Annotated in this window: 22 protein-coding genes; 1 reads left to right on the top strand and 21 read right to left on the bottom strand. The window is 27.7% G+C overall.

Going from position 1 to position 23,823, the window contains the following annotated elements; all coding sequences use genetic code 11:
• Nucleotides 1–2: 2 nt before the first annotated feature.
• Nucleotides 3–2,174: a TonB-dependent receptor gene (locus AAC008_RS10465; protein ID WP_339889243.1), complete on the bottom strand. Its 2,172-nt coding sequence runs from the start codon at nt 2,172–2,174 to the stop codon at nt 3–5.
• Nucleotides 2,175–2,363: 189 nt separating this feature from the next.
• Between AAC008_RS10465 and prfA the strand changes: the two genes are divergently transcribed.
• Nucleotides 2,364–3,437 carry a peptide chain release factor 1 gene (gene prfA, locus AAC008_RS10460; protein WP_339889242.1) on the top strand — a complete coding sequence of 358 codons (1,074 nt, stop codon included), beginning with the start codon at nt 2,364–2,366 and terminating at the stop codon, nt 3,435–3,437.
• 93 nt (nt 3,438–3,530) lie between these two features.
• Here prfA and AAC008_RS10455 read toward each other — a convergent pair whose 3' ends face one another.
• The 20 genes from AAC008_RS10455 to AAC008_RS10360 all read right to left on the bottom strand — a co-directional run bounded on the left by AAC008_RS10455 (nt 3,531) and on the right by AAC008_RS10360 (nt 23,699).
• A complete protein-coding gene (locus AAC008_RS10455; protein ID WP_339889241.1) occupies nt 3,531–4,193 on the bottom strand; it encodes a DUF6565 domain-containing protein in 663 nt (220 codons plus the stop codon).
• Between the two features lie 112 nt (nt 4,194–4,305).
• Nucleotides 4,306–4,650 carry a hypothetical protein gene (locus tag AAC008_RS10450; protein WP_339889240.1) on the bottom strand — a complete coding sequence of 115 codons (345 nt, stop codon included), beginning with the start codon at nt 4,648–4,650 and terminating at the stop codon, nt 4,306–4,308.
• The gene (locus AAC008_RS10445) at nt 4,637–5,026 is read right to left on the bottom strand and encodes a hypothetical protein (RefSeq protein ID WP_339889239.1); all 390 of its coding nucleotides are present in this window, start codon (nt 5,024–5,026) and stop codon (nt 4,637–4,639) included. Before AAC008_RS10445 ends, AAC008_RS10450 begins: the two co-directional genes overlap by 14 nt.
• 9 nt (nt 5,027–5,035) lie before the next feature.
• On the bottom strand, nt 5,036–5,305 hold the full coding sequence (locus AAC008_RS10440; protein WP_339889238.1) for a YtxH domain-containing protein: 270 nt from the start codon (nt 5,303–5,305) through the stop codon (nt 5,036–5,038).
• Nucleotides 5,306–5,341: 36 nt separating this feature from the next.
• Nucleotides 5,342–5,494 (bottom strand): lmo0937 family membrane protein, encoded by a 153-nt coding sequence (locus AAC008_RS10435; protein WP_339889237.1) that lies wholly within the window; start codon nt 5,492–5,494, stop codon nt 5,342–5,344.
• A gap of 26 nt (nt 5,495–5,520) precedes the next feature.
• Nucleotides 5,521–6,174, bottom strand: a complete 654-nt coding sequence (locus AAC008_RS10430) for a porin family protein (RefSeq protein WP_339889236.1) — start codon at nt 6,172–6,174, stop codon at nt 5,521–5,523.
• A 210-nt stretch (nt 6,175–6,384) separates the two neighbouring features.
• On the bottom strand, nt 6,385–7,359 hold the full coding sequence (locus tag AAC008_RS10425) for a YihY/virulence factor BrkB family protein (RefSeq protein WP_339889235.1): 975 nt from the start codon (nt 7,357–7,359) through the stop codon (nt 6,385–6,387).
• 2 nt (nt 7,360–7,361) lie between these two features.
• Entirely contained in the window at nt 7,362–7,910 is a 549-nt protein-coding gene (locus AAC008_RS10420; RefSeq protein WP_339889234.1) for a hypothetical protein, read from the bottom strand.
• Between the two features lie 111 nt (nt 7,911–8,021).
• The gene (locus tag AAC008_RS10415) at nt 8,022–10,235 is read right to left on the bottom strand and encodes a PAS domain-containing protein (protein WP_339889233.1); all 2,214 of its coding nucleotides are present in this window, start codon (nt 10,233–10,235) and stop codon (nt 8,022–8,024) included.
• Nucleotides 10,235–10,681: a response regulator gene (locus AAC008_RS10410; protein ID WP_339889232.1), complete on the bottom strand. Its 447-nt coding sequence runs from the start codon at nt 10,679–10,681 to the stop codon at nt 10,235–10,237. Before AAC008_RS10410 ends, AAC008_RS10415 begins: the two co-directional genes overlap by 1 nt.
• A gap of 5 nt (nt 10,682–10,686) precedes the next feature.
• Complete coding sequence (locus tag AAC008_RS10405) at nt 10,687–11,250, bottom strand: AraC family transcriptional regulator (RefSeq protein ID WP_339889231.1); 564 nt, start codon at nt 11,248–11,250, stop codon at nt 10,687–10,689.
• 47 nt (nt 11,251–11,297) lie between these two features.
• Nucleotides 11,298–12,146 (bottom strand): mechanosensitive ion channel family protein, encoded by an 849-nt coding sequence (locus AAC008_RS10400; protein ID WP_339889230.1) that lies wholly within the window; start codon nt 12,144–12,146, stop codon nt 11,298–11,300.
• A gap of 10 nt (nt 12,147–12,156) precedes the next feature.
• Nucleotides 12,157–12,882 carry an MlaD family protein gene (locus AAC008_RS10395; RefSeq protein WP_339889229.1) on the bottom strand — a complete coding sequence of 242 codons (726 nt, stop codon included), beginning with the start codon at nt 12,880–12,882 and terminating at the stop codon, nt 12,157–12,159.
• A 6-nt stretch (nt 12,883–12,888) separates the two neighbouring features.
• A complete protein-coding gene (locus tag AAC008_RS10390; RefSeq protein ID WP_339889228.1) occupies nt 12,889–13,623 on the bottom strand; it encodes an ATP-binding cassette domain-containing protein in 735 nt (244 codons plus the stop codon).
• A complete protein-coding gene (locus AAC008_RS10385; RefSeq protein WP_339889227.1) occupies nt 13,623–14,432 on the bottom strand; it encodes an ABC transporter permease in 810 nt (269 codons plus the stop codon). The genes AAC008_RS10390 and AAC008_RS10385 overlap by 1 nt, the downstream gene beginning before the upstream one ends.
• A 92-nt stretch (nt 14,433–14,524) precedes the next feature.
• Entirely contained in the window at nt 14,525–16,813 is a 2,289-nt protein-coding gene (locus AAC008_RS10380) for a BamA/TamA family outer membrane protein (protein WP_339889226.1), read from the bottom strand.
• Nucleotides 16,800–21,767 carry a translocation/assembly module TamB domain-containing protein gene (locus AAC008_RS10375; RefSeq protein WP_339889225.1) on the bottom strand — a complete coding sequence of 1,656 codons (4,968 nt, stop codon included), beginning with the start codon at nt 21,765–21,767 and terminating at the stop codon, nt 16,800–16,802. Before AAC008_RS10375 ends, AAC008_RS10380 begins: the two co-directional genes overlap by 14 nt.
• Nucleotides 21,768–21,785: 18 nt before the next feature.
• The gene (locus AAC008_RS10370; protein ID WP_339889224.1) at nt 21,786–22,910 is read right to left on the bottom strand and encodes an AI-2E family transporter; all 1,125 of its coding nucleotides are present in this window, start codon (nt 22,908–22,910) and stop codon (nt 21,786–21,788) included.
• Between the two features lie 92 nt (nt 22,911–23,002).
• Nucleotides 23,003–23,188, bottom strand: a complete 186-nt coding sequence (locus AAC008_RS10365) for a CsbD family protein (protein ID WP_339889223.1) — start codon at nt 23,186–23,188, stop codon at nt 23,003–23,005.
• A gap of 43 nt (nt 23,189–23,231) precedes the next feature.
• Nucleotides 23,232–23,699, bottom strand: coding sequence for a DNA starvation/stationary phase protection protein (locus tag AAC008_RS10360; protein WP_339889222.1), 468 nt, complete (start codon nt 23,697–23,699; stop codon nt 23,232–23,234).
• Nucleotides 23,700–23,823 lie beyond the last annotated feature (124 nt).

The raw sequence follows: 23,823 nt of genomic DNA, 5'->3' as shown, positions 1-23,823 counted from the left end.
GATTAAAATTTATAATTTAAAGCAATTGAATAATTTCTTGGTGCTATTGGGTTAACACTGTTATCATCATGAACATTATAATTCAATTCATTAAAAACGTTACTTAATTTTGTACTAATTCTAAATTGATTGAATGTATATCCTAAAGTAGCATCAACCTGAATGAAATCTTGTAAATAAATTAATTGTCTGTTGTCATTTGCAACTTGAGTTCTTGTAGAACGACCAGCGTATCTTTCTCCAAAATATGTAGAGATTAATCCTAAATTTATTCCTTTTAATTTTCCTTCACTAAATAAATAATTTGCACTTAGATTAGCTGTGTTTTTTGGATTATACCTTAATAAACTTCCAGCAATATAATAGCCTTCATCTAAGAATTTAGTTTCATTAAAACTATATCCAGCAATCATGGTTAACCCTTTTGTTGGGTTCGCTGTAATGTCTACTTCAACACCTTGACTTCTTACTTCACCAGTTAATACTTTTACATAAGAATATGAGTTACCATTAGCTAAAGATTGTTGATAGAATTTATCGTTTGAAATTTGATAAGCCGTTACATTTAGATATAATTTATCTGTAAATAATTTGTTTTTTATTCCAATTTCGTATTGATCAACTATTGATGGTTCTAAAGCCTTTCCTGTGTCATCTTGTCCAATATTTATATCAAAAGAATTTGAGTAGGTTGCGAAAATAGAATGATTTTTCGTTGGTTGATAGATAAGACCTATTCTTGGAGAAAATGCGCCATCATAATTTTTAGTACTAGTAATGCTGTTGTCTGAGTATTTAATAATATCACTTCTTGTGTCTTGATAACTATAACGAATTCCTGTTAAAACTTTAATTTTTTCAGTAAAACTTATTAAATCTTGAGCATAAATTCCAAATCTACTTATAGGTGCATCTGTTAGAGTGTTTTTTAAAAGACTTGGAATTGCAGGTTCTAATGAAGTGTTATAATTTTCAAAAATATTTATAGTATCATAATTAGTAAATTGATTATAAGCAGTTGTAGAGGTTTTGAAATTTTCAATATCAGCACCGATTAAAACATTATGTTTAACACTTCCTGTTGTGAAAAGTCCATTTAAGTCTAGTTGTTGCATAAAATAATTATCTTTTGCTTCAGTTCTTTGGATACTTCTGTTCCAATCACCATTTGTTTGTACCCCTCCATTTGTACCTGTATTTGGTCTAGTGTTTGAGAATAATTCTGTATCATAATAACGAATACCATTTACGAAGTTTAAATTCCAGTTAGGATTAAATCTATGGTTAATTGTAATTGTGTTCGCAAATTGTTGGCTATCATATTTACCCCATGAAACTCCTAAGAATCTGTCACGTGGCAAGTCAACTACTTTGTAATCTATGATTCCTGCACCAAAATCTGGAGTTCTAGAATCTTTAGTGAAGTCTGTTTCAATTAATATATCTGTGTTTTTTGAAAGTTCAAACTTAAAAGATGGATTGATATAAAAACGTTCAGATTCTACGTTATTTCTATAACTATCTGCTTTCTCATACGAACTATTTATTCTGAAAGCTGCTGTTTTGTTTTTATTTAAAGCGCCATAAACATCCAAAGTTGGTTTAATTGTATTAAAGCTTCCATAATTTAAACCTACTTCACCTCCAAATTCATATTTGGGTTTTTTAGTTACTAAGTTTAAGATTCCACCTGGAGAAACATTTCCGAAAAGCATTGCAGCGCTTCCTTTTAGAAACTCTACTCTTTCTAAGCCAGAAGTTTCTATACTCATACCATTAAAATATCTAATTCCGTTTTTGAATGTATTAGAACTAGAAAGAGAAAATCCTCTAGACGCAATTTCTTCTTGATAGCCACCAGTTGTTCCCATGATGTAAACACCATTAGCATTTTTTAAAATATCAGTGATTGAATTTACTTGTTGGTTTTGTAAAGTTGCACTACTAATTACTGAAGAAGCTTGGGGTAAATCCATAGGTTTTATTGAAGTTTTTCCTATCGAAATTGTATTGTCCATGTTTTTTCCTGTCACAACCACTTCTTGAAGATTGTATTTTTTGATTTTTACAGTATCATTTTCAAGAGTAATATCACCCTCATATTTATAACTGTCTTGAGCATATAAACATAGACTTAAAAGTGAAATACCAACTGTTAAACATATTTTTTTCATTCTTTATTTAGATTTAATTAAAATAACGATGCAAAAATAGTACGTGTTTTTTAATTAACAAAACTTATTTAGACTTATTTTAAATAAAGATTTTAAGACATTGATTTTCAATTTAAAAAAAGAGAAATTTTAACATTACCAACACAACATTTTTTTCATTATCTTTGCACTCCAATAAAAGAATACAAGATGTTAGAAAGACTTCAATATGTAAAACAACGTTTCGATGAAATATCAGATTTGATTATTCAACCTGATGTTATTGCCGACCAAAAGCGTTATGTGCAATTAAACCAAGAATATAAAGGTTTAAGAGATTTAATGGAAAAGCGTGAAGAGTTAATTAATTTAACTGCTAATATAGATGAAGCTAATGAAATAATTGCAGATGGTTCTGATGCCGAAATGGTTGAAATGGCTAAAATGCAATTAGACGAAGCTAAAGAACGTATGCCTGAATTAGATGATGAAATTAAATTTTTACTGATTCCAAAAGATGAAGAAGATTCTAAAAACGTGATGGTAGAAATACGTGCGGGTACTGGTGGAGATGAAGCGTCTATTTTTGCAGGAGATTTATTTCGTATGTATACCAAATATTGCGAAAGTAGAAATTGGAGAACTTCTGTAGTTGATATTAGTGAAGGAACATCAGGTGGTTTCAAAGAGGTTATTTTCGAAGTTACTGGAGAGGATGTATATGGAACTTTAAAATTTGAAGCTGGTGTGCATCGTGTACAACGTGTGCCACAGACAGAAACACAAGGTCGTGTGCATACATCTGCAGCAACGGTTATGGTTTTGCCAGAAGCTGAAGAATTTGATGTTCAAATAGACATGAATGATGTTCGTGTTGATTTCTTCTGTTCGTCTGGTCCTGGTGGTCAATCGGTAAATACAACTAAATCTGCTGTTCGTTTAACGCATATACCAACTGGATTAGTGGCTCAATGTCAAGATCAAAAATCACAACATAAAAATAAAGATAAAGCTTTTACAGTATTACGTTCTCGTTTATATGAAAAGGAATTAGCTATTAAACAAGCCGAAGATGCTGTTAAACGTACTTCTCAAGTAAGTAGTGGTGACCGTTCTGCTAAAATTAGAACTTATAATTACTCACAAGGTCGTGTAACTGATCACAGAATTGGTTTAGATGTTTTTGATATGGATGGCGTTATGAATGGAAAAATTCAAAAATTTATTGATGAACTTCAATTGGTAAATAATACAGAGAAATTAAAAGAATCTGAGGTTTTTTAATTTTAGACTTTATATAAATAAAAAACAGCGAGATATTTCTCGCTGTTTTTTTTTGTTAAGCACTTGCTAAACTTAATAATTGTAAATTAACAATTATTTTTTTGCATCTGCGTTTTCTTCTGATTTTGATCCCATTCTGTTAACAGTATACATTGGAGCAAATTTAATTTTAATTCCAGCGATTTTTCTGTTATCTGAAGATGATAAACCTTCATTTTCTACTGTGTTTTTTCTAGTATCTAAAGCTTCATAAGTCAATTTAATTTCATCCCAATCTTCTCTTGAATACGAATCTTTGTTTTTTTCAACTGTAGTATAAAAGTTTTCATAAACACTTAAGATATTATCTTTGTTTACCCAATTAAACTTCATGTCATCATTAACATAACTATCTCCAAAGAATGTTTTGTACATAGTCATTTTAGCATTGTCTGCATTCATTTTTTCATTTTCAGCTACAACTTTTACCTTGTATTCTTCATATTTTGTTGAAGAGTTTTCAACTTTTGTTTGAAGTGCTTCTTTGTCTTTTGCTTCAGCAAGAGATGTTTCTGCATCCATTTTCATTTTTTCATAATCCGTCTGAATAGTTTCCCAGTTTGCTGCAGCCTCTGCTTGAGCAACATTACTAATTGAATCCACATACTTTTCATATGAGTCCACAGATTTTTGAGCCATTTCTTGTTTCTCGTCTTTACAAGAAGTAAAAACTGTTGCTAATGCAACTAATCCTAATGTTAATTTTAAGTTTTTCATATTTATTATTTTTAAATTATTTTATAAAATTATTTATTTATACTAGTTAAGTTGTTACAAGATTATTTCTATATCTTATATAATTAATAGTTTAATTCACAATAAAATATGTTTATGTATGTGAATTTGAATCTACATTCTTTGATATGAAATTAGTTATTCCATATTGTAAAATATAACCTGCTATTTTTTTAAATGTTGATTTAGACTTTCCAATTAAAAGTTTTTTTGAAAGATATCCCCCAGCAATGCTAACAACCGATTGTAACAGGTTTGATTTTATTTCGGAAGATTCTTTAAAATCTACTAATGCTTGATTTAACAAGTTAACTGGTTTAACACTTTCATAGGTTAAAGCTAATTGTTGTTTTAGCTCATCAAATTTTAAATTTCTTTGACGTACTAACTCATCAATTGCTAAATCTAATTCTTCATTTTGGTTTCTATATGATTTCATTCTTTGATGTGTTTGAATTAGTTCTTTTAACTTTTGTTTTTAATAATTTTGAAATTATTAAATTGGTTAAAGGAATTTTTAAAATTTTATTACTGTAATAAAAAATTACAATTGAAAATACTAAATAGATTCCAGAAACAATTAAAAATCCTAGATACACTTCGTCTAATAATTTTCCAATATAAAGACTTAAGGCTATGTTTAAAAATAAAGAGAACATTGCAAAAACCAGGATCAAAACTAACCTTGCGAATAATGATGAAAGTACATCTGCAGTTTTATCAATAGCATTTAGTCTAAAAAGCGCTATACTCGTTTCTGTATATTCTGTTGCTTTTTGATATAATAATTCCATGTTTTTGGCAATATTGTCCATTATAATTTATTATTTAGTAATTTGTTTTTTTACATTTTTTAATTCTTTTTTTCCTTCTTCTAGCAAATCTTCCCCAGTGCTAACCATTGTGTTGTATTTTTCAGAAACTGTGTCTAAAAATTCATCAAAACTGTCTTTCAAGCTATCTTTAGCTTCATTGGTTTTTTTGGCAATTTTTTTTCTAGTTTTAGATCCTTTGTCTGGGGCAAATAAGATTCCTAAAGCTGCACCTACTGCAACACCACTTAATACTCCGATTATTGTTTTACTTGTTTTCATAATATTTATTTTATAATTAATTTTTAATACTCTATTTTAAATTCCTTTTCCTTTTATCAATCTTAATAAGATTGCAATTACTGCAATTACTAATAATATGTGAATTAAACCACTTGCGCTGTATAAAAAGAAGCCCAAAGCCCATAAAATCACTAAAATAACTGCTACTATATATAATAAGTTTTGCATGATTTCTATTTATTTAATGTTAATTATTAATTTAATTTTAATGCTAAATACACACTAATATTACTGTTTTTTCCATCAGGAAATGTGTAAGTTGTTCCTCCAGCAGTTCTTTCTTTACCTACTGTAGATAGTCCATAGTTATAACGTGCTCCAATACCTATTGATTCAAAGTCGAAACCTAATCCAGCAGATAATCCTACATCAAATTTATTGAAGTCATCATTGTCGAAGTTGTCTTCAAAATCAAATGTTCCACCATCAGTTTCATTTGTTACTTGACCGTCAATTAAATAAGCAAAATAAGGTCCAGCATGTACATTGAAATTTTTAGTTAGATTAATTTTTACTAACACAGGAACTTCAATATAATTTAATTTGAATTTTGCTTTACCAGTTGCAAAAGCATTGTCATAAACTAGTTCTGATCCTTTTCTACTAAATAAAAATTCTGGTTGAATAGCAATAAAGCTTGTTACAGGTATTGATGCGTAAAAACCCGCATTAAAACTTGTTAAAACATTGTTGTCATCAACATCTTCTGTGTACATGTTTGAAAAATTTACACCACCTTTTACACCAATTTGTGCGTTTGCTGAGTCATTTGTTTGTGCTTGTACATTTGTAAATGCCGCTCCAAAACAAAAGATAAGAGCCGAAAATAATTGAATTCTGTTTTTCATAGTAATTAGTTTTTTTTTGTTGATTTTTTTAATAATTTTTTCTCGATTTCTTCATTACAAAGATGCAACTTGTTCGTACCTATTTTGTTATAAGATAATTTGTATGTTTTATAGAATTTCCATTTACTATTTTTAATTCAGTTTATAAATAAAAAACTCCTCTTTAATAAAGAGGAGTTTGTGCATATGAGTTAGAATTATTTGTATTATCTAGTTAGATAGTTTTTTTTTAATTTGCTGATGTTCATTTTCTGCTTTTTGTACAGTTTTTTGTTCTGAAGTTACTTCAACAGTATATATCAACTCTGCAAATTTTGAAGGAGAAATGGGTTTTGAAAATTTTATAGCATAACTTTTAGCAAATTCAGCTCCAAAATATAAAATAACAGAAGAGTAATAAACCCATACCATTAATATAACAAAAGAACCAGCTGTTCCATAAACATCTTGTAAGTTTGAATTTGCTATGTAAAATGAGATTAAAAATTTACCGATCATAAACAGAATAGCTGTTGTAAATGAGGCTAATTTAACTTGTCTCCATTTTATCTCTGCATCGGGTAATATTGTAAAAATAGCTCCAAATAATAAAGAGATTATTATAAAAGTAATTAAGTTATTGGTTATGTAGACAAGGTAAAAAGCAACATCTGAAAATTGGGAAAAAAACCGATTACTTAACGTATCCATTATTGTTGTTATGCCTAATGAAACTAAAAGGATAAATCCAAAACTACCGATTACACCAAAGGACAATAAACGAGCTTTTATGTATAACCAAAAACCAGATTTCTTTTTAGGTTTAATTCCCCAAATCGTATTTATTGAATCCTGAATTTCAGCAAATACAGAAGTTGCTCCAATTAATAAAGTTATAACTCCAATTATTCCGGCTAAAGTTCCTTCGTTTGATAATGCTAGATTTTCAATTATATTTTGAATTTGATTAGCACTTGCTGGACCAACAAAATTTTTTATTTGATTGTATATGGTTCCTTCTACAGCTTCTCGACCTAAAAAAATATCAGATAAAAATAAAATAACAAGAAGTAATGGTCCTAATGAAAACATGGTAGTGTAGGCTAATGCAGCACTCATTTTTAAAACTTTGTGTTCTAAAAAACCTTCAAATGCATTTTTAATTACTTGAAAAAGTGCAGCCATATTTTTTTTAAAGGAATTCATTTTTAAATTTCTAGTAATTCTTCTAAAGAATCATTATTATCAATTAGGATATCTTTTGACTTATCTGCAAAATTTCTGAATTGTTTATCTTTTGAAACTTTTTCAATAGAATCTAATAATGTTATTTGATATTTTATTTCCTTTTCAAGCAAAGAAATTAAGTAGTAGCTTGAATTTATTCCCTTTAGGAAATTTTGATTTAAATTTAATTCAAAGATTGGTTCTGGAATTATTATTAAATTCTCTTCTGTTATTCTTTTTAAATCATATTCTAATTTTTGATGGTCTTTTTTAATTTTTAAAATTATTTGCGATTCTTTTAATTCTTTAGAATTATTAAATGCGATGGAAGCAATATCGAGAACTTTTCTATTTGTTTCGTTTAATATTGCGACAGTTCTAAAATTAATTTTTGACTCTAACTCACTATCCTTTTCAGTATATATACCATTGCTATTTGTTTTCTCCCTTTTCTCATTACAAGATGAAAATAGAATTATTAGCAATGCTAAAATGTAAGTATGAAATTTTAAATGTGGGGACTTTAACATGATGTAATTTTATTACAAATTTCAGAAAAAGTTCTCCAATTAATTTATAAAATTTAAATTGAAAGTTATATAATTTTCATGTTTGTTGTTGATGTTCTAAAATTAGAATTATTAAACAGGAAAATAAACCGTAAAAGTAGCACCTTCTCCTAACTTACTTGACGCAAAAATTTGTCCGTCATGAGTTTCTACAATTTTTTTACAAATAGCCAATCCTACACCAGTACCTTGATATTCTGTTTTGCCATGAAGACGGTTAAACAATAAAAATATTTTTTCTGCATTTTCTTGATCAAAACCAATTCCGTTGTCTGAAAATTCAATCTTATAATATTTACTAGTACTCTTGTCTTTTAATTTAGGTTCATCTTTGGCAATGATTTCACTAAAACTAATGTCAATTACTGGAGCAACATTATTTTTTGCATATTTTAATGAGTTGCTCAATAAATTTGTAAAAAGCTGTTGTATTTGAAAACTGACTCCTTTTATTTCAGGTAAATTGCCGTAATTGATTATTGCTTTTTTATCTTCAATGTTTTGAGATAATTCTAAGAGACTATTGTTTAACTGTTCGTTTAAATCTGTTCGTTCAAATACTTTTTCTGTTCTGTTGGTTCTAGAATATTGTAATAAATCATTAATTAGAACTCGCATTCTATTTGATGCTTTTTCGATTCTGTTTAAATATTCTTTACCAAAATCGGATAGGTTTTCTTTTTCCTTATCATTTATTCTTGAAATAAACGTCTGTATTTTTCTTAAAGGTTCTTGTAAATCATGACTGGCAACATGGTTAAATTCATTTAACTCTTTGATGTTTTGTTCCAGTTCTTTGTTTCGTTCTCTTAATTGTTGACTTTTATTATAGTCTTCGGTAACATCTTGTGTAGTTCCAATCATACTAGCTGTTCCACTTAAATCTTTGAACGATTTTGCTATGGTTTTAAAATGTCGAACTTCTCCATCAGTTCTAATGATTCTATAGTCCATTGTTGGAATTTGCTTTGTCTTTAAAGCACTTTTATTAGCTTCAATTACAACTTGTCTATCTTCTGGATGAACAAATTCTAATAATTTTTCTATAGATGGAATAAAAGATTGAGGATCGCAACCAAGTAGTCTAAATTTATTATCTGAGTAGGCAAATTGTAATGTGTCATAATTTAAAACCCAGCTTCCATAACTACCTAATATTTCTGCTTGTCTGCTAGATTCGTCAAATATTTTTAATTCTTTATTTACTTTTACTAAATCTTCGTTACTGATTTTTAATAATTCGTTTTTTTGATGCTCTTCAGTTACATCTTCAGTTACACCTAATATGGTTTTGTTTTTTAATTTATCTATAAAAAGTTTTCCTGTAGCTCTTAATAATCTTACTTCACCATCAGCTCTATTGATTTTGAAGTAAGAATAAGGTAATTCTTCATCGTCTAATATTTTTTGGATAATTTCATTAACTGATCCAATATCATCGTTAACAACAAATTTTAAAAAATTATCATTACTTGCTTCAAATGATTGAGGTTCTACACCTAAAATTCTATATAAATTGTCGGAATAAATTAATTTATTGTTGTTTAAATTCCATTCCCAAGTTCCAAAGTGAGAAAGAATCTCGGCTTGATAACTTAAAAACTGAGATTTGTTTAATAATATGTTGGCAGCTTGTAATTTTTCAACATCTTTTGTAGTTTGGTAATAGGCAAATATTATGAGAAGTAAGGTTATAAATAAAACACCAATTGTTAAGATTGGAGTAAGATATATTTGACTGTTATATTCTGAATTTCTTTTTTTGAGATGAGTTTCTTCTAAATCAACCATTTCGTTTAATTTATCTCTAATATCAACTAATAGTTTACTGCTTTCTCTAAAGTTTTTTTTGAAATTATTATTACTTACAATATTAACTCTTCTGCTTTGTTCAGAATACGTTTTCATGTATTCATATCTTTTATTAACTATTTTAAAAAGATCAAGAAGGTTTTCTTGTTGTTTTGGACTGTCTGAAGTTAATTTTTTTAAAATTAAAAAAGTATTGTTTACATTTTTGGTTGCTGTTCTATAAGGTTCTAAGTAAACGGTGTCTTTTGAAATTAAGTAACCTCTAATACTATTTTCTGAATCTTTTATGTAAGAAAACAAATGTTCTAATTCTAATTTAACTTCATAAGTATGCATTACTAATTTTGAAGATTCTGATATACTATTGACATGCTTAAATGTAATGGCTCCAATAAATAGAATTACAAATAAACTTATTGTGAAAATAATTTTATGAAATATAGAGGATTTATGTTTAAAATCTTTTAGTGGCATTATAGTCTAAGTAAAAAATTATCTTTATTTAATCCGCTGGTGTGATATTGCCAATTTATTGTAACTACATCTGACAATATTTTTTTTAAATCATTAAAGTTGCTCGGCTTTTTAATGTAAATATTAGCACCTAAAACAAAAGTATTTTCTACATCTGCTTCTGATGATGAAGTAGAGTAGATCGCTATAGCAATATCTTTAAACCTATCATTTAGTTTGATTTCTTTTAAACATTCAATTCCGTTTAAAATAGGCATGTTTAAATCTAAAAAAATAATATTAGGCAAAACAGTTTCTGGATGATCTAAAAAGTTAATTAATTCGCGACCATTTTTAACTGTATTTACGACTGTATTAATTTTCAGTTCATCAAAAGCATCAGTGAAAAATAATCTATCATCTTCATCATCATCAGCCAAAGTAATTAGGATATAATCTTCTTGCATTTTTTTTAGTTTATGTTTTTTGTTGCGTTTTCTCTTCGTTTTTTTATAATTCTTTGAAATGCAGATGGTGTTATTCCAGTAGTGTTTTTGAACTGTGAACTCAAATGAGCAACACTCGAATAATTTAATTTAAAAGCAATTTCGGTTAAAGATAATTGATTACTAATTATTAATTGTTTAGTATATTCAATCTTTTGCATTATGATAAAGTTCTCAATAGAAGTATATGTAACCTCGGAAAATAAATTCGATAAATATCCGTAACTGTGACCAAGCTTTTCGGCTAAATAAACAGAGCTTTTTACGTTAATAATTTCATCAACATAGACCATATCAACAATTGTGTCTTTAATTTTTTGAATTAAAATTGACTTTTGATTTTCAACTATTTCTATTCCATAAGGACTTAGTGAATTACTAAATTCTTCTAATTTATCATTAGATATTTTTCCTAAAAACTCAACTTCTCCAAACCCTAAGATTTTATGTTTTATTTGATGTTCTTCTAACTTTTCTTCAAGAACTTTTTTGCAAATTGAATTAAAGTCAAATTTTATAAATACTTTCATAGTTAATTCTTTATTTCGTAAATTTATTAAAATTAAAATTAATATTTTTAATTCTCTTCGATTCTTTCGTAGGAAACAATTGTTGTTGGTAAATTAAATCCATTTGATTTTAAATTTTTATAAATAAGTAATTGCAAATCAGATTTTAATTTTCCACCTGGTGCTTTAACTTCATCTGTTCTGTACCAATAAAAGACTGCAATATTGACAATGTCATTTTCAATTTTATCTACAAGTACCGTGTGCATTGGAATATTTAAGACAAATTCGTTTTCTTTTAAAATGGAATTGATTAATTCAAAAGCATCTTCAATTTTATCATCATGAGCTACACTAACTATAAAGTCACTTCGCATTAATTCATCTATAGTAAAGTTTTCTAGATTGTTTTTTAAGATAGAAGCATTTGGAATATATGCGTCAATTCCGTCCAAAGTTTTAATTGTAGTCGAACGTAAACTCATTTCAATAACTCTTCCTTTTACATTGTCTATTTGGATTAAGTCTCCAATTCTAAAAGGCCTTTGAAAAGCCATTAAAATTCCTGCTAAGAAATTTTCTCCTATATCTTTCAGAGCAAAACCAATTATAAATGTAGATAATCCAGCTGCGGCTAAAATTTTATTTGTTACATCATCAAAGCCTAAAATTCCTAAACAAATTACGAATAAAATTATAGTTAAGACTAACGAAATTATACTCAAAATAAAATCAGCTATTAACGGATCATTTGCTTTAGAAACGATAATTTTATTAGCATATTTATTGATTAATTTAATAATAAGTAAACCAGCAATAAGTATAAATAGTGAAAATAAAACGGTTGGCAAATGACTAATCAAACTTGACCAAGATTGAGTTATAGATTGTTTGAATGTGTCTATTTCTGAATACATATATTAGAATTTATTTTTTGTTTTTCTCTGCTTCTTTTTCAGCCTCTTTTTTAGCTCTTTCTTTTTCTCTTTCCTTCTTTTTGAAATAGCCTCTTAATAGAAAATTATGTTTGGCAGCTTCCATGTTTTCTTCTAAACCTTTGGAACTTTTTCTCAAATTCTCCATTGTTTTATCTAGGTCTTTTGCCATTCCTTCATCATTCATTAATTTGCCAATTGTTCCTTCACCATTATTAATATCTGTTAGTAAAAAAGCTAATTCGTCTGTAATTATTTCTGCATTTTCAGCCGTAACTTTTATAGATGAAAGTATATCGTCAAACTCCACTGGTTCAAACGATTTAATTTTTGCTCCATCTTTTATTTCTGGTGACTTTGCGCTACCTTGAGAAATACTTAAAATTTTATCACCAATAACACCTTCAGAAGCAATGGAAGCTTTACTATCTTGTTTAATGAATTTTTTGACATCATTATCAATCGTAGCAATTACGTTTACAGTCGAATCATTTATAATTTCGATATTCTCAATAGTTCCAACAGAAATACCTGAAAAACGAACTTGACCGCCAACTTGTAAACCACTAACGTTACTAAAATTGGTGGAAATTTTGAATTTAGAACTAAACAAATTTTGGTTAGAACCTATAAAAAATATTATTGCGAATAATATCAATAAGCCTAAAGATACAAAAATGCCGAGTTTGATTTTATATGTGTTTTTGGTTGTTGTCATGTTTTCTTATTTAAAAAATGATTTAATATAGGGATCACTATCTTTTGAGAATTCTTCTAATGTTCCTTCTTTATATACTTTTCCGTCTTTTATCATAATAATTCTATCGGCTACAGTTTGTACACATTTGATGTCGTGTGTAATTATTATTGAAGAGTTGTTGAATTTGTTTTTAGTATCATTTATTAAATTACTTATTTCGTCTGAAGTAATTGGATCTAAACCTGTAGTTGGTTCATCATAAAGAATGATTTTTGGATTAACGACTAAAGTTCTTGCTAAACCAATTCTTTTTTTCATTCCTCCAGAAAGTTCAGAGGGCATTTTGTCAATAGATTCAGGCATGCTTACATTGGCTAAGGCTTCTTCAATTTTAGTTGTGACTTCTTCTTTTGAAAAATCTTCATTCAGTCTTGAAAGTGCGAAAGTTAAATTTTCTCTAACTGTCATTGAATCATAAAGAGCAGCACCTTGAAAAAGAAAGCCGATTTTTTTTCGTACTTCAATTAAGTCTTCTTCCTTAATATTGGTTAATTCATTATCTCCAACTTGAATGCTTCCTTCATCATGTTTTAAAAGACTAACAATACATTTTATCAAAACCGATTTTCCTGAACCTGATTTTCCTAATACTACTAAATTTTCTTTTTCGTGTAATTGAAGCGTAACTCCATCAAGTACTTTTTGATCTCCAAAGCTTTTTTTGAGATTCTTAATGTCTATGATTATATTTTTTTCCATTATAGTAAATCGGTTATTTGTACAGCAATTAAGTCTACAATGATTAATAATAATGAAGCGGTTACTACAGCAGAATTAGCAGCAATTCCAACACTTTCTGTTCCTCTTCCTGCATTAAACCCTTTGTAGCAACCTACCAAACCTATAACAGCTCCAAAAAAGAATGATTTTATAATAGCAGGAATGATGTCAATAAATTCTACACTTTTAAAAGCTTGTGTTATGAATAGTTGTAGACTTACATCATCTTTAATATTTACGCCTAACCAACTTCCAAAAATCCCTATAGCATCAGCATATAAAGTTAGAATTGGAATCATAACTGTTGCGGCTAAAACTCTAGGAATAATCAGAAAATTTACTGGATTCGTATTGGAAACTTCCATAGCATCAATTTGTTCTGTAACTCGCATTGAACCTAATTCTGCTCCCATACTCGAGCCTATTTTTCCGGCACAAATTAAAGCTGTAATGACTGGTCCCATTTCTCTAATTAAAGAAACAGCAACCATTCCTGGCAACATGGCAACAGCACCAAATTCAACTAAAGGTGGTCTTGATTGTATGGTTAAAACCAATCCTATTATGATTCCAGTTATAGAAATTAAACCAACAGATTTATTTCCAATTTGATAGCATTGTTTTAAAAATTCTTGAAATTCTAATTTATTAGTAAATAGATTTCGTGTTATGTTTTTTAAATAATCTACAACATTGGCAACATTGATAAAAAAAGTAACAAAAAACTCTTTCATCTCAATGATAAAAGAATTATAATCGGTTAATTTTTTATTTAATTTTGTTGGCATTATGTGCAGTTTGATTATTATAACAAACTTACAATATAGACAATCTGAAAAATTACATAATTTAAGGAATTCTTTATATAATTAATCTGCAACTAAAAAGGATAACCAATGGCCAAGTTGAATATTAAATTTTCTTTTCTCCAAGTTCCATCAGCAAAATCTATATCACCCATGACCCAACGATTACCTTCAGGTAAATAAGGTTTTCTTAAAGGAAAAGCCAAATCGGTTCTTAAAATTAAAAAACTAAAATCAAAACGCAAACCAACTCCAGCTCCAACAGCTAATTGATTTAGAAATCGACTTGTAAATTCTGCTCCAGGTTTTTCGTCAGTTTCATTTAAAAACCAAATATTTCCTGCATCTACAAAAACAGCTCCTTTGACAAAATCATAAATTTGTGCTCTAAATTCTGCATTCATTTCTAATTTTAAATCTCCTGATTGATCTGGTAAAAATGAATTTGTGGTTTCATTACCGTTAAAAGTTCCTGGTCCAATTGATCTTGCTCTAAAAGCTCTAATGCTACTTGTTCCACCAATAAAAAATTGTTTGATAAAAGGTAATTCTTTAGAATTTCCATAAGGAATTCCTGCACCAATAATAATTCGACTGGCAAGTTTTGTTTCTTTAGTAAAATTATAATAATGACGAAATTCGAGCTCTGCTTTAGTATATTGACTAAAAGGAACACCTAAAATAGTTTTTGGATCGTTATAATCATTTGCACCTAAAATTAGACCTAAAGAGTTTCCAGATAAATCAATTCCACCTCTAAAATAAATGTTGTTTTTTTTGTTGGGCAACATTGTGTTAGTGTAAGTATAATCATAAGTTGTTCCTAAGATTAGTTGTTTGTCAATCACTTTTTGTAACGAAGGATTTGCATCAATTTGTTCTTTGTATAAATCAGAAACATTATTGGATGAAGTGAAAGCAATATTAAGCACTTTTAAATTGTGTTCTTTTCGTTCATTTTCTTTCCAAATATAACCAAATGAACTGTTCAAAGTTTTCAATGAATAAAGTTGTGTTCTTAATTGGTATTCATAACCAATCAACGCTTTTGTACGAGGCACAAAGGCACTTCCAGAAGTCCTTTTTACTGGAGAAATGAATCTTGGCCAAGTTAAGCTGGCTTCTCCACCAAAACGATATACGTTAAAACCATTATTTTGACCGGAAACTTGGACTTCTAAACCTGCAAATGCTGAAATTTTTAATAATTCGGCTCCTTTAAATGTATTTCGATTGCTCCAATTGATGTTTAATTCTGTTCCAGAATAATTGGCCGAGTTGGTTTTGGCAATTGCTTCAACCTGAATGGATTTTTTGGGTAAAGGTGTTAGATAATAATATGTGTCTAATTGATTTTCAGTTGTGTTGGATTCTATAAAATCATTTTTGACAAATTTAAAAGTTCCTAATGTAATCAATCTATTTAATGATAAATTGTGTGTTGTTCTATTATACAAATCATCTTTTTTAAACAATAAAGTTTTTTCAAAAATTATAGGTTTAAAAACTACACGATTGTCAATTATGGTTAAATCTTTATGTTTTATCGTATCCATTTTTCGTGTAGAAATAGTATCTCTTTTTAAATTGAAACTTGGATAAACATAAATATTATTGATTTTATATTGATTTTTTGCTTTTTCAGGAATGTCGCTTTTAATTTTTAAAATTAAATCAACTTCATGATTAGCAACAGTACTATCCACTTGAACTAATAAATAATTCTCGTTAAAATAATAAAAACCTTGCTCTTTTAAATTAGCATCTATTCTAGTTCTTTCTGTTTTGATGAGATCTAAATTATATGGGTTTCCAACTTTTAATAAACTTTTTTCTTTTAGTTTATTGATTTCCTGACTTAAAAGAATAGAATCTTTTGGAAAAGTAACACTTTTAATTTTATATTGATTGTATAGTTTTATTTCATAATTGGCTTTTGCTTTTTTGTCATTTCTTGTTGAATCAGCTTTTGATTCTGCATTAAAAAAACCTTTGTTCTCTACAAAATTCTGAATTACTTTTTTATTGTATTCCAAATCAACTTCACTCATTAATACTGGCTCTTGTCCTAATTTATACTTTACCCAATGTTTAAAACCTTTTTCTTTTTTAACCGTATCATAAATGTTATAAAAAAAGATACTTGGTCGTATTCCAAAAATAGATTTATTAGGTTTTGGACGAATTAAACCTTCTAATTCTGATTCAATAGCTTTTCTAGTTTTTTTAGATTCTTCGCCTTTTTCTATTTTAATAGTATGACCAATATACAATAAATCTCCTTCTGGAATTTTACTTGTTCCGCTACAGCTCAAGAGTATTGAAACTGCAAAAATTAGTAAGATGTAACTATTTAATCTCATCCTTTTTATTTTCTTTTTTCTTGTTTTTACGTTTTTTACCAAATAATTCCCTGAATTTATTATAATTCATTGTAATAATAAATGCTACTCCGGTTTCAATAACTTGACCTTGCAAAGCTACCTGATAATTATTTTTTCTATAAGCTCTTACTTTATAACGACCATCTTTTGTAATTAAATAATCAACAGTAACATCACCAGCGATTGTAGTTGCTTGTTCATTTTCTTGTTGAGCACCATCAATGCCAAAACTACTTCCAACAGTAACTTTTAAACGGTCATTTAATAATTGTTTTGAAAGACCAATATTTAAATCAGTTCTTTCTTCTTTTTGCCCTGATGTATAATCTTCAGAAGATTCTAAATCAAAATTCAATTCAAACCCTTTTATTAAATCACCAGCTAAATTATTTAACTGTTGTGATAAAATTTTACTAGCACTTTGTTTAGCAATAAATGAACCGCTCAAGCCACCAGTTTCACTTTGAAAAGGATTTTCACCAATAAAACGATTCAGTAATAATAGTGCAAAAACTTGTTTGTTAAGAGCATCTTCATCTCTTCTTATTTGTTCTAATTTGGTTTGAGTAGTATTGATAATTTCTGTAGAAACAGAGTTATTTCCTTCAGGTAAAACAATGTCAAATGAAATTTCGGGTTGCAATAATTCACCTTTCATTTTTAATTCTGTTTCAAAAGTAATTCTTTGTTTATAGGTATTTCGGGTTTCATCTGTAATTCCAGATAATTGATCATCCACTAAATCTAAAGGAGAAGCATCAACTTTATAAATGGCAGTTATGTCAACATTTGCTGTTGTTGGTTCACCCGTCCAAAGAATATAACTTCCAGGTTTGATATCAAATCTTCTTTTAATTAAATTGAAATTCATCTCATAAGCACCACCAGTGAATTCATATTTTCCTGTCAAAGTTGTTTTTCCTGAAGGATCAATTCCACCAGTTAATTCTGCTTCACCTTGTAACTTTAAATAATCACCGTTAGCCTCATCAATGATAATTGAAATTTCAGCTTTTTTATCAATGGCAATATTTACCGAAGCATCAATTCCTTTTACTTCTGTTTGCGAAATTTGTTTTGTTGGATCTTTAATAGTGATTAAAACGGGTTGGTCTTGGTCTATGAATTCGACAATTCCTTCTCTATCTGCAATGGATGGATCACTTTGTGGTAAAACAATGGTAAACTTTGTGTCTGGATTAATAGTAATAGTTCCATCTATAATTGGACTATCAAGTGTCCCTTTGATTCCTAAATTATTGTCTAAATACAATTCACCATAAAATAAATCATTGTCTTTTGCTTTTGAATTTACAGCTCTAAAGTTTTTGGCAACTACATTTAAGTTAAACCCTAAATTAGTATAATCTTGACTATTAATATGTCCGTCAATAGTCAAAGGATTGCCATTTTCATCTTTTAATTTGAAATTATCAAAAACAATTTTATTGGAATTAAACGCAATATTATCGTTGATTAAATTAAATTTTGAATTTAATGGAACAACTAAAAAGCCAACATTATTAAACTTGATGTTTCCTAATACATTTGGATTTGATATATTACCATTTATATCTAGTTTACCCATTAAATAACCTTCGCTTTCTCTTAAATTATCTAAAGTAAAAGGTTGTAATGATTTCATTTGTAACTTCTGAATGTCAACTAAAAAGGCTATACTTTCATTGCTAATATTGTAATTTCCTTTTAAGTTTAATTGATTTTCGAAGCCTGATAACGTTAAATTGGCACTATATAAGTTAGCTGTTTTATTATCAACTTTTAGATTTACATTTCCTACAGTATCATTCTTGATTTTTAAATTTTCAACATCTAAATCGGCAACAAATAATAGGTTAGTGGTTACATTTTTAATCGTCGCTTCCCCGTTTATAGAACCACCAATTTCAAAATTTGACTTGGCAATACTAGTTAATGATTCTAATTCAAAATCTTCAAATTTTGCCACAATTGGAGAAGTAGCTACATTACTTTCTGATTGAAGTGAAAACAATTGTTGGTTGTTTTGAATTTTAAAATCCGAAACTAAAATTCCGTTTTTCTCAATTTTTATGATGTTTCCATCATCAATTTTCCAATCTTCATAATTCAGTAATAATTTTTCAGGATTTAAACTGATAATTGAACTTCCCAAACTGTCTTTGTAAATTCCAGAAATGATGTACTTATCTTTGCTTTCTGCATCTTTTATATTTAGTGCATAATCTACAGTACTGTCTTCTATTTTTCCAATTAATGTTGTTTTTGGAATTTCAAAATCAGCTATTTTTATTAGACCTAAAGAAGCATCATATAACAAAGTTTTTTCTTGAGTATTAACTTTTAATACACCATTTGAAACTTCATTGTTTGCATAATTTAATCTTGGTATGGAAGCATTTATTACAATTGAATCATTAATAGAATTATAACTTCCATTTAATGTGATTTCTGATAATTCTGTAAGTTCAGGAATTATTTTTTTAGTGATTTGATTGTCTTTGATAACGAATTCAAAATCTAAATTCTGATTTTCTTTATTTGGAACATATTTTTTATCCAATTTATAATATTTTGAAATTGAATTGGTCAATTGATCAGCAATTGTAGATAGTTTGTAATTTCCAGAAATTAATCCATTGGCAAACTGAGATTTTAAGATAATTGAATCTTTTTCTAAATTTGAAATTGCTCTAATACTAATTGTGTCTAAAGGAAATTGCTCTTTTTCTAAAGCAACTATAAAATTATTGGCATTTATAATTCCATTTAAATTATCAGGATTTAAATCATCAAAATTTGCTGTAATATTTCCTCTCATTTTTAAAGGACCAGCATGAAGATTCAATTTATTTAAATCCACAAGTTCGATGTTCAACTTCAAATCTACTGTTGGTTTTTCTGAATTGGAAGAACCTTTTGCATCTAAAACAAAATTTAAATTGGGATCAGTAGAACTAGCATTCGCAACAAATAAACCATTGTCAATAGTTCCATTGATGTTTATGTTGTTGTAATTATATTCATTAAATCTGGCTTTTACAATTTTTGAAGTCAGTTTAGCTGTTGCTGTTGAAGGATCAAAACTTCTTCCATTTATGGTTGCATTTGCAGTTACTTTTCCGAATTGTTTGTTTTTTATGAATTTACCTAAATCGAAATTTTTTACACTTGCATCAGCAATATATTTCTCGTCATTTTTTCTCGATTGATCGAAAGTAGCTTCTACAATAGCATTTCCAAGAGAACTTTTTAAATCTAGATTGGTTTCAAATACATTGATACTTCCTTTGAAATTTCCTTTGAAATTAAACTTTTCTGGTAATTGAATGTTATTTGGAATTGTGTTTTTTGGTGTAAACGAATAAATGTCTTTTGATGTACTTTCAAAATTTAAAATTGTCAAATCAAAAAAGCTAGTATCAATATTTGGCAAACCTTTAATGGTTCCATTTATGTCGACTTTTGTTTTTCCAATTCCAGAAGCATTAAATCTATCAATAATTAAATTGTCTAATTTTCCTTTAATATTAGCATTAAAACTTACAATTGCATTAGGATTATTTCTGAAAATGTCATTCGAATTCAACTCTGGAACAAGCAACAAAACATCTTTGAAACCTAATTTGCTGTCTTTTAAATCAGCATCTAAAGTTAAGTTTTCTAAATTATTGGTAAGTGATTCAATAGAAGGATAAGTCACTAAAATATTATTTTGTAAAGTAGTTTGAGGTGTTTTAAGCGATAAGTTTTTCAATGAAGCACCTTTTGAATTGTAATCGAATTCAGTGGCTAATTCGTCTAATTGAAAACCACTTTTTTCGTTAAAAGTAAAGGAATTTATTGTTCCACTGTAAGCATCATTATCAACTGAAAATGATTTTCCTTTAAAGTTTAAATCGTTTAATTTTAAATGATTAAAGTCAATTCCTTTTTGGGTTTTTAATTCATTATTGTTATCAAATTCGAAATTTAAATCGGTAATTGAAACATCTTCAACATCAATTTTCCATGCTAAATTTGAAGAATTTTCAACAGCTTCTTTAGCAGTTTTAACTGATTTAGTTAAGGTAAGTTGGCCATTTGTTTTGTTTAACTCAATTGACTTTAAAGCAATAATTTGTTTTTCTAAATCAATCGTTTTGACTTTTGTGTTAAGATTTTCAACTTGGATTTTAGTGTCCAAATTTGTGATAGCATCTTTGTAGGTAACATCAATTTTTTCAAGATTAATGTCTTTTAGATTTAGTTTTAAAATGGTTGTTTCGGCTTCTTCTTCAATTTTTTTGCCGACTTTTTTGGTAGCTTCTACTAAATCTTGATTTAATTTAAGCTTTAAACCTTTCATGTTGATTTCTGGAACATCAAAGGTTAATTTTTGTAAATCAAACTTTTTAATATCAGTGTCAAAATGGTTGATGTATAAATCCACATTGTTTTTTGCCACAGCATCTTTATATGAAAATTTGATCTTATTAAGATTGATTTTTTTAATCGAAATTTCCATTCCTTTTTCATCCGTTTTAGGTTGATTAGGTGTTTCAAATGCTTTGATAATGTAATCAAAATTATAAATGGAATCCTTGTTTACTCTAATATTAGCTGTAATTTTTTCTAAGTAAATAGAATTTATTTCAACTTTATTATTCAATAATTGAAATAAGTTAATGTCAATTTTTAAAGTCTTTCCTGCTAATAGAGTGTCATTAAATTGGTCTTCAAAATAGACATCATTTAAAATTATTTTTTTAGGCAAACCTATTTCGATTGTACCAATTTCAACTTTAGTTTTTATTTTGTTTTCAATATAGTTTACAGCTTTATCTTTTACAAAATTCTGAACAAACGGAATTTGTAATGCTATAACTATTAATAGAAATAATGCTATTAAAAGTAGAATAAAACGAAGAGAGAATTTTGCGACTTTTTTCAAGTATACTGATAAGTTATATTAAGATGTCTTTTTGTTTTTTCTGATTTTCTTCCATTTTTTTAACCTATTTTTTGCTTTGCTATTAAAATATTTTTCTTCAGCTTGACCTAATAAAAAACCAATAGGTTTAAATTTTTCCGAGTGATCAAAAACTACTTTTAATGAAGCAGTTATCGGTAAAGCTAATATCATTCCTGGAATTCCCCAAAGCATTGAAAACAATATAATGACTAAAATAGAAACTAGTGCATTTAAAGACACTTTTGAACCTGTAATTTTTGGAGTAATAAAGTTACCTTCAATAAATTGAATAAAACCAAATATAGCAACAACACCAATAGCATACCAATATGAATCTTTTGTAGCTAGTGCTATTAAAGCCGGTATAAGTGAACCAATCATTATTCCAATGTAAGGAATTAATAAAAGTAATGCACATAAAAAGCCAAAGAAAAAAGGATAGTCAATACCTAAAAGCAATAACCCAATACTGTTTAATAATCCAACAATTACCATAACACTCACTAATCCTAACATATAATTTTGTTGAACATTGTATAATTCATTTAAAATTATACGTGTATTCTTTTTTGTACTAATTTTTGAAGTAGCTCTGTATAAGAAGCTAATTAAAAAATTACGATATAATAAAAACAAAAACATATAAAGTGGAGAAAGTATAAAGTCACTTAAAATACTACCAGAAGTTGTAATGAAATTTAGAATATTAGCTGAATTTTCTTTTACAATTTCTTTTACCTTAATATCTTTACTTCCTACAATATCTTCAGTCTCAATTCCAGTAGAGTTTTCAGTTTGTTGAATTAATGCTGTTAATTTACTTCCAATTTTTGAAAAGTACATATCACTTTTATTCATTATTTCTTCAAATTGAATGCCTATTAAAACAAAAATTGAAAAAATAATTACAGTAAATATTATAATTGCAATTGTAATGGAAACGATTCTATTAAAACACAAACTCTTTTCAAAATATCTTACAATTGGATATATTAAAACACTAAGAATCATAGCAAATACAATCGGAATTAAAAAATCTTGTAAAATATAAGCCATAAATACGATTAGTATAAAGGCAAATAAATCTTTAACAATATGTGTTTTGCTAGTGGTAGTTTCCATGATTTTTTTATAAAAAACTGTCTATAAATATATTAATAACTTATTAGGATACCAATAAATATATAGACAGTTTGATTAATTTTAGAAATTGCTTATAATTCTGCAATCATTTTTTTAACTTCGTCTTTAGTCTTTCCGACTTTTTGTTGAATTCTTCCGTACAATTCGTCTTCTTTTCCTTCTTCAAAAAGTAAATCATCTTCAGTTAAATCTGCAAACTTTTGTTTTAATTTTCCTTTTAATTCATTCCAATTTCCTTTAATTCCTGTTGTGTTCATAATGTTTTAAATTTAAATTAATACTTATTTTTATTGTTGAATTTTAGTTGTTGTATCTTCTTAAAACCCAAGCTTGTTCTTCATGTTTTTGAATTATAGCTGTTAAGAAATCTGCCGTTCCAAAATCATCTGTTTCTTCAGTTTCCTTAATGAAATCTCTAATTTTGCTTATTAACGTTCTGTAGTCTCCTAATAATTCCTCAACCATTGCTTCTTTCTTTTCATATTTAGTAGACTCTTTTAGAATTGAGTGTTCATTAAATTCGTTCATAGTTCCAATGGCTTTATCTCCTAATTTTCCAATTCGCTCAGCTACTTCATCTATAATTAATTCTAATTCATTGTATTGCGCTTCAAAAAGTTTGTGCATTTCCATAAAACTGTTTCCAGACACATTCCAATGAAACTTTCTTGTTTTTACATATAAAACCATTTCGCTTGCTAAAACTACGGTTAGGTTCTTAATATTAGATTTCATGTCTTTTTGAGGTATTCCTAATTTAGTATCCATTTATAATAATTTTTAGTTGTTTAAAATGTTCTCTACAAAGATATTACGACAGGACACCAAACGTCTTATAGAATTTTTAAGGAATCTTATAAAATTTTAAGTTTATTGAATTCAAGTTTGTAAA

This window comes from uncultured Flavobacterium sp. (assembly GCF_963975515.1).
Lineage (GTDB): Bacteria > Bacteroidota > Bacteroidia > Flavobacteriales > Flavobacteriaceae > Flavobacterium.
The sequence above is the reverse complement of the archived record's forward strand: the minus strand, read 5'-3'. Positions and strand labels throughout refer to the sequence as shown.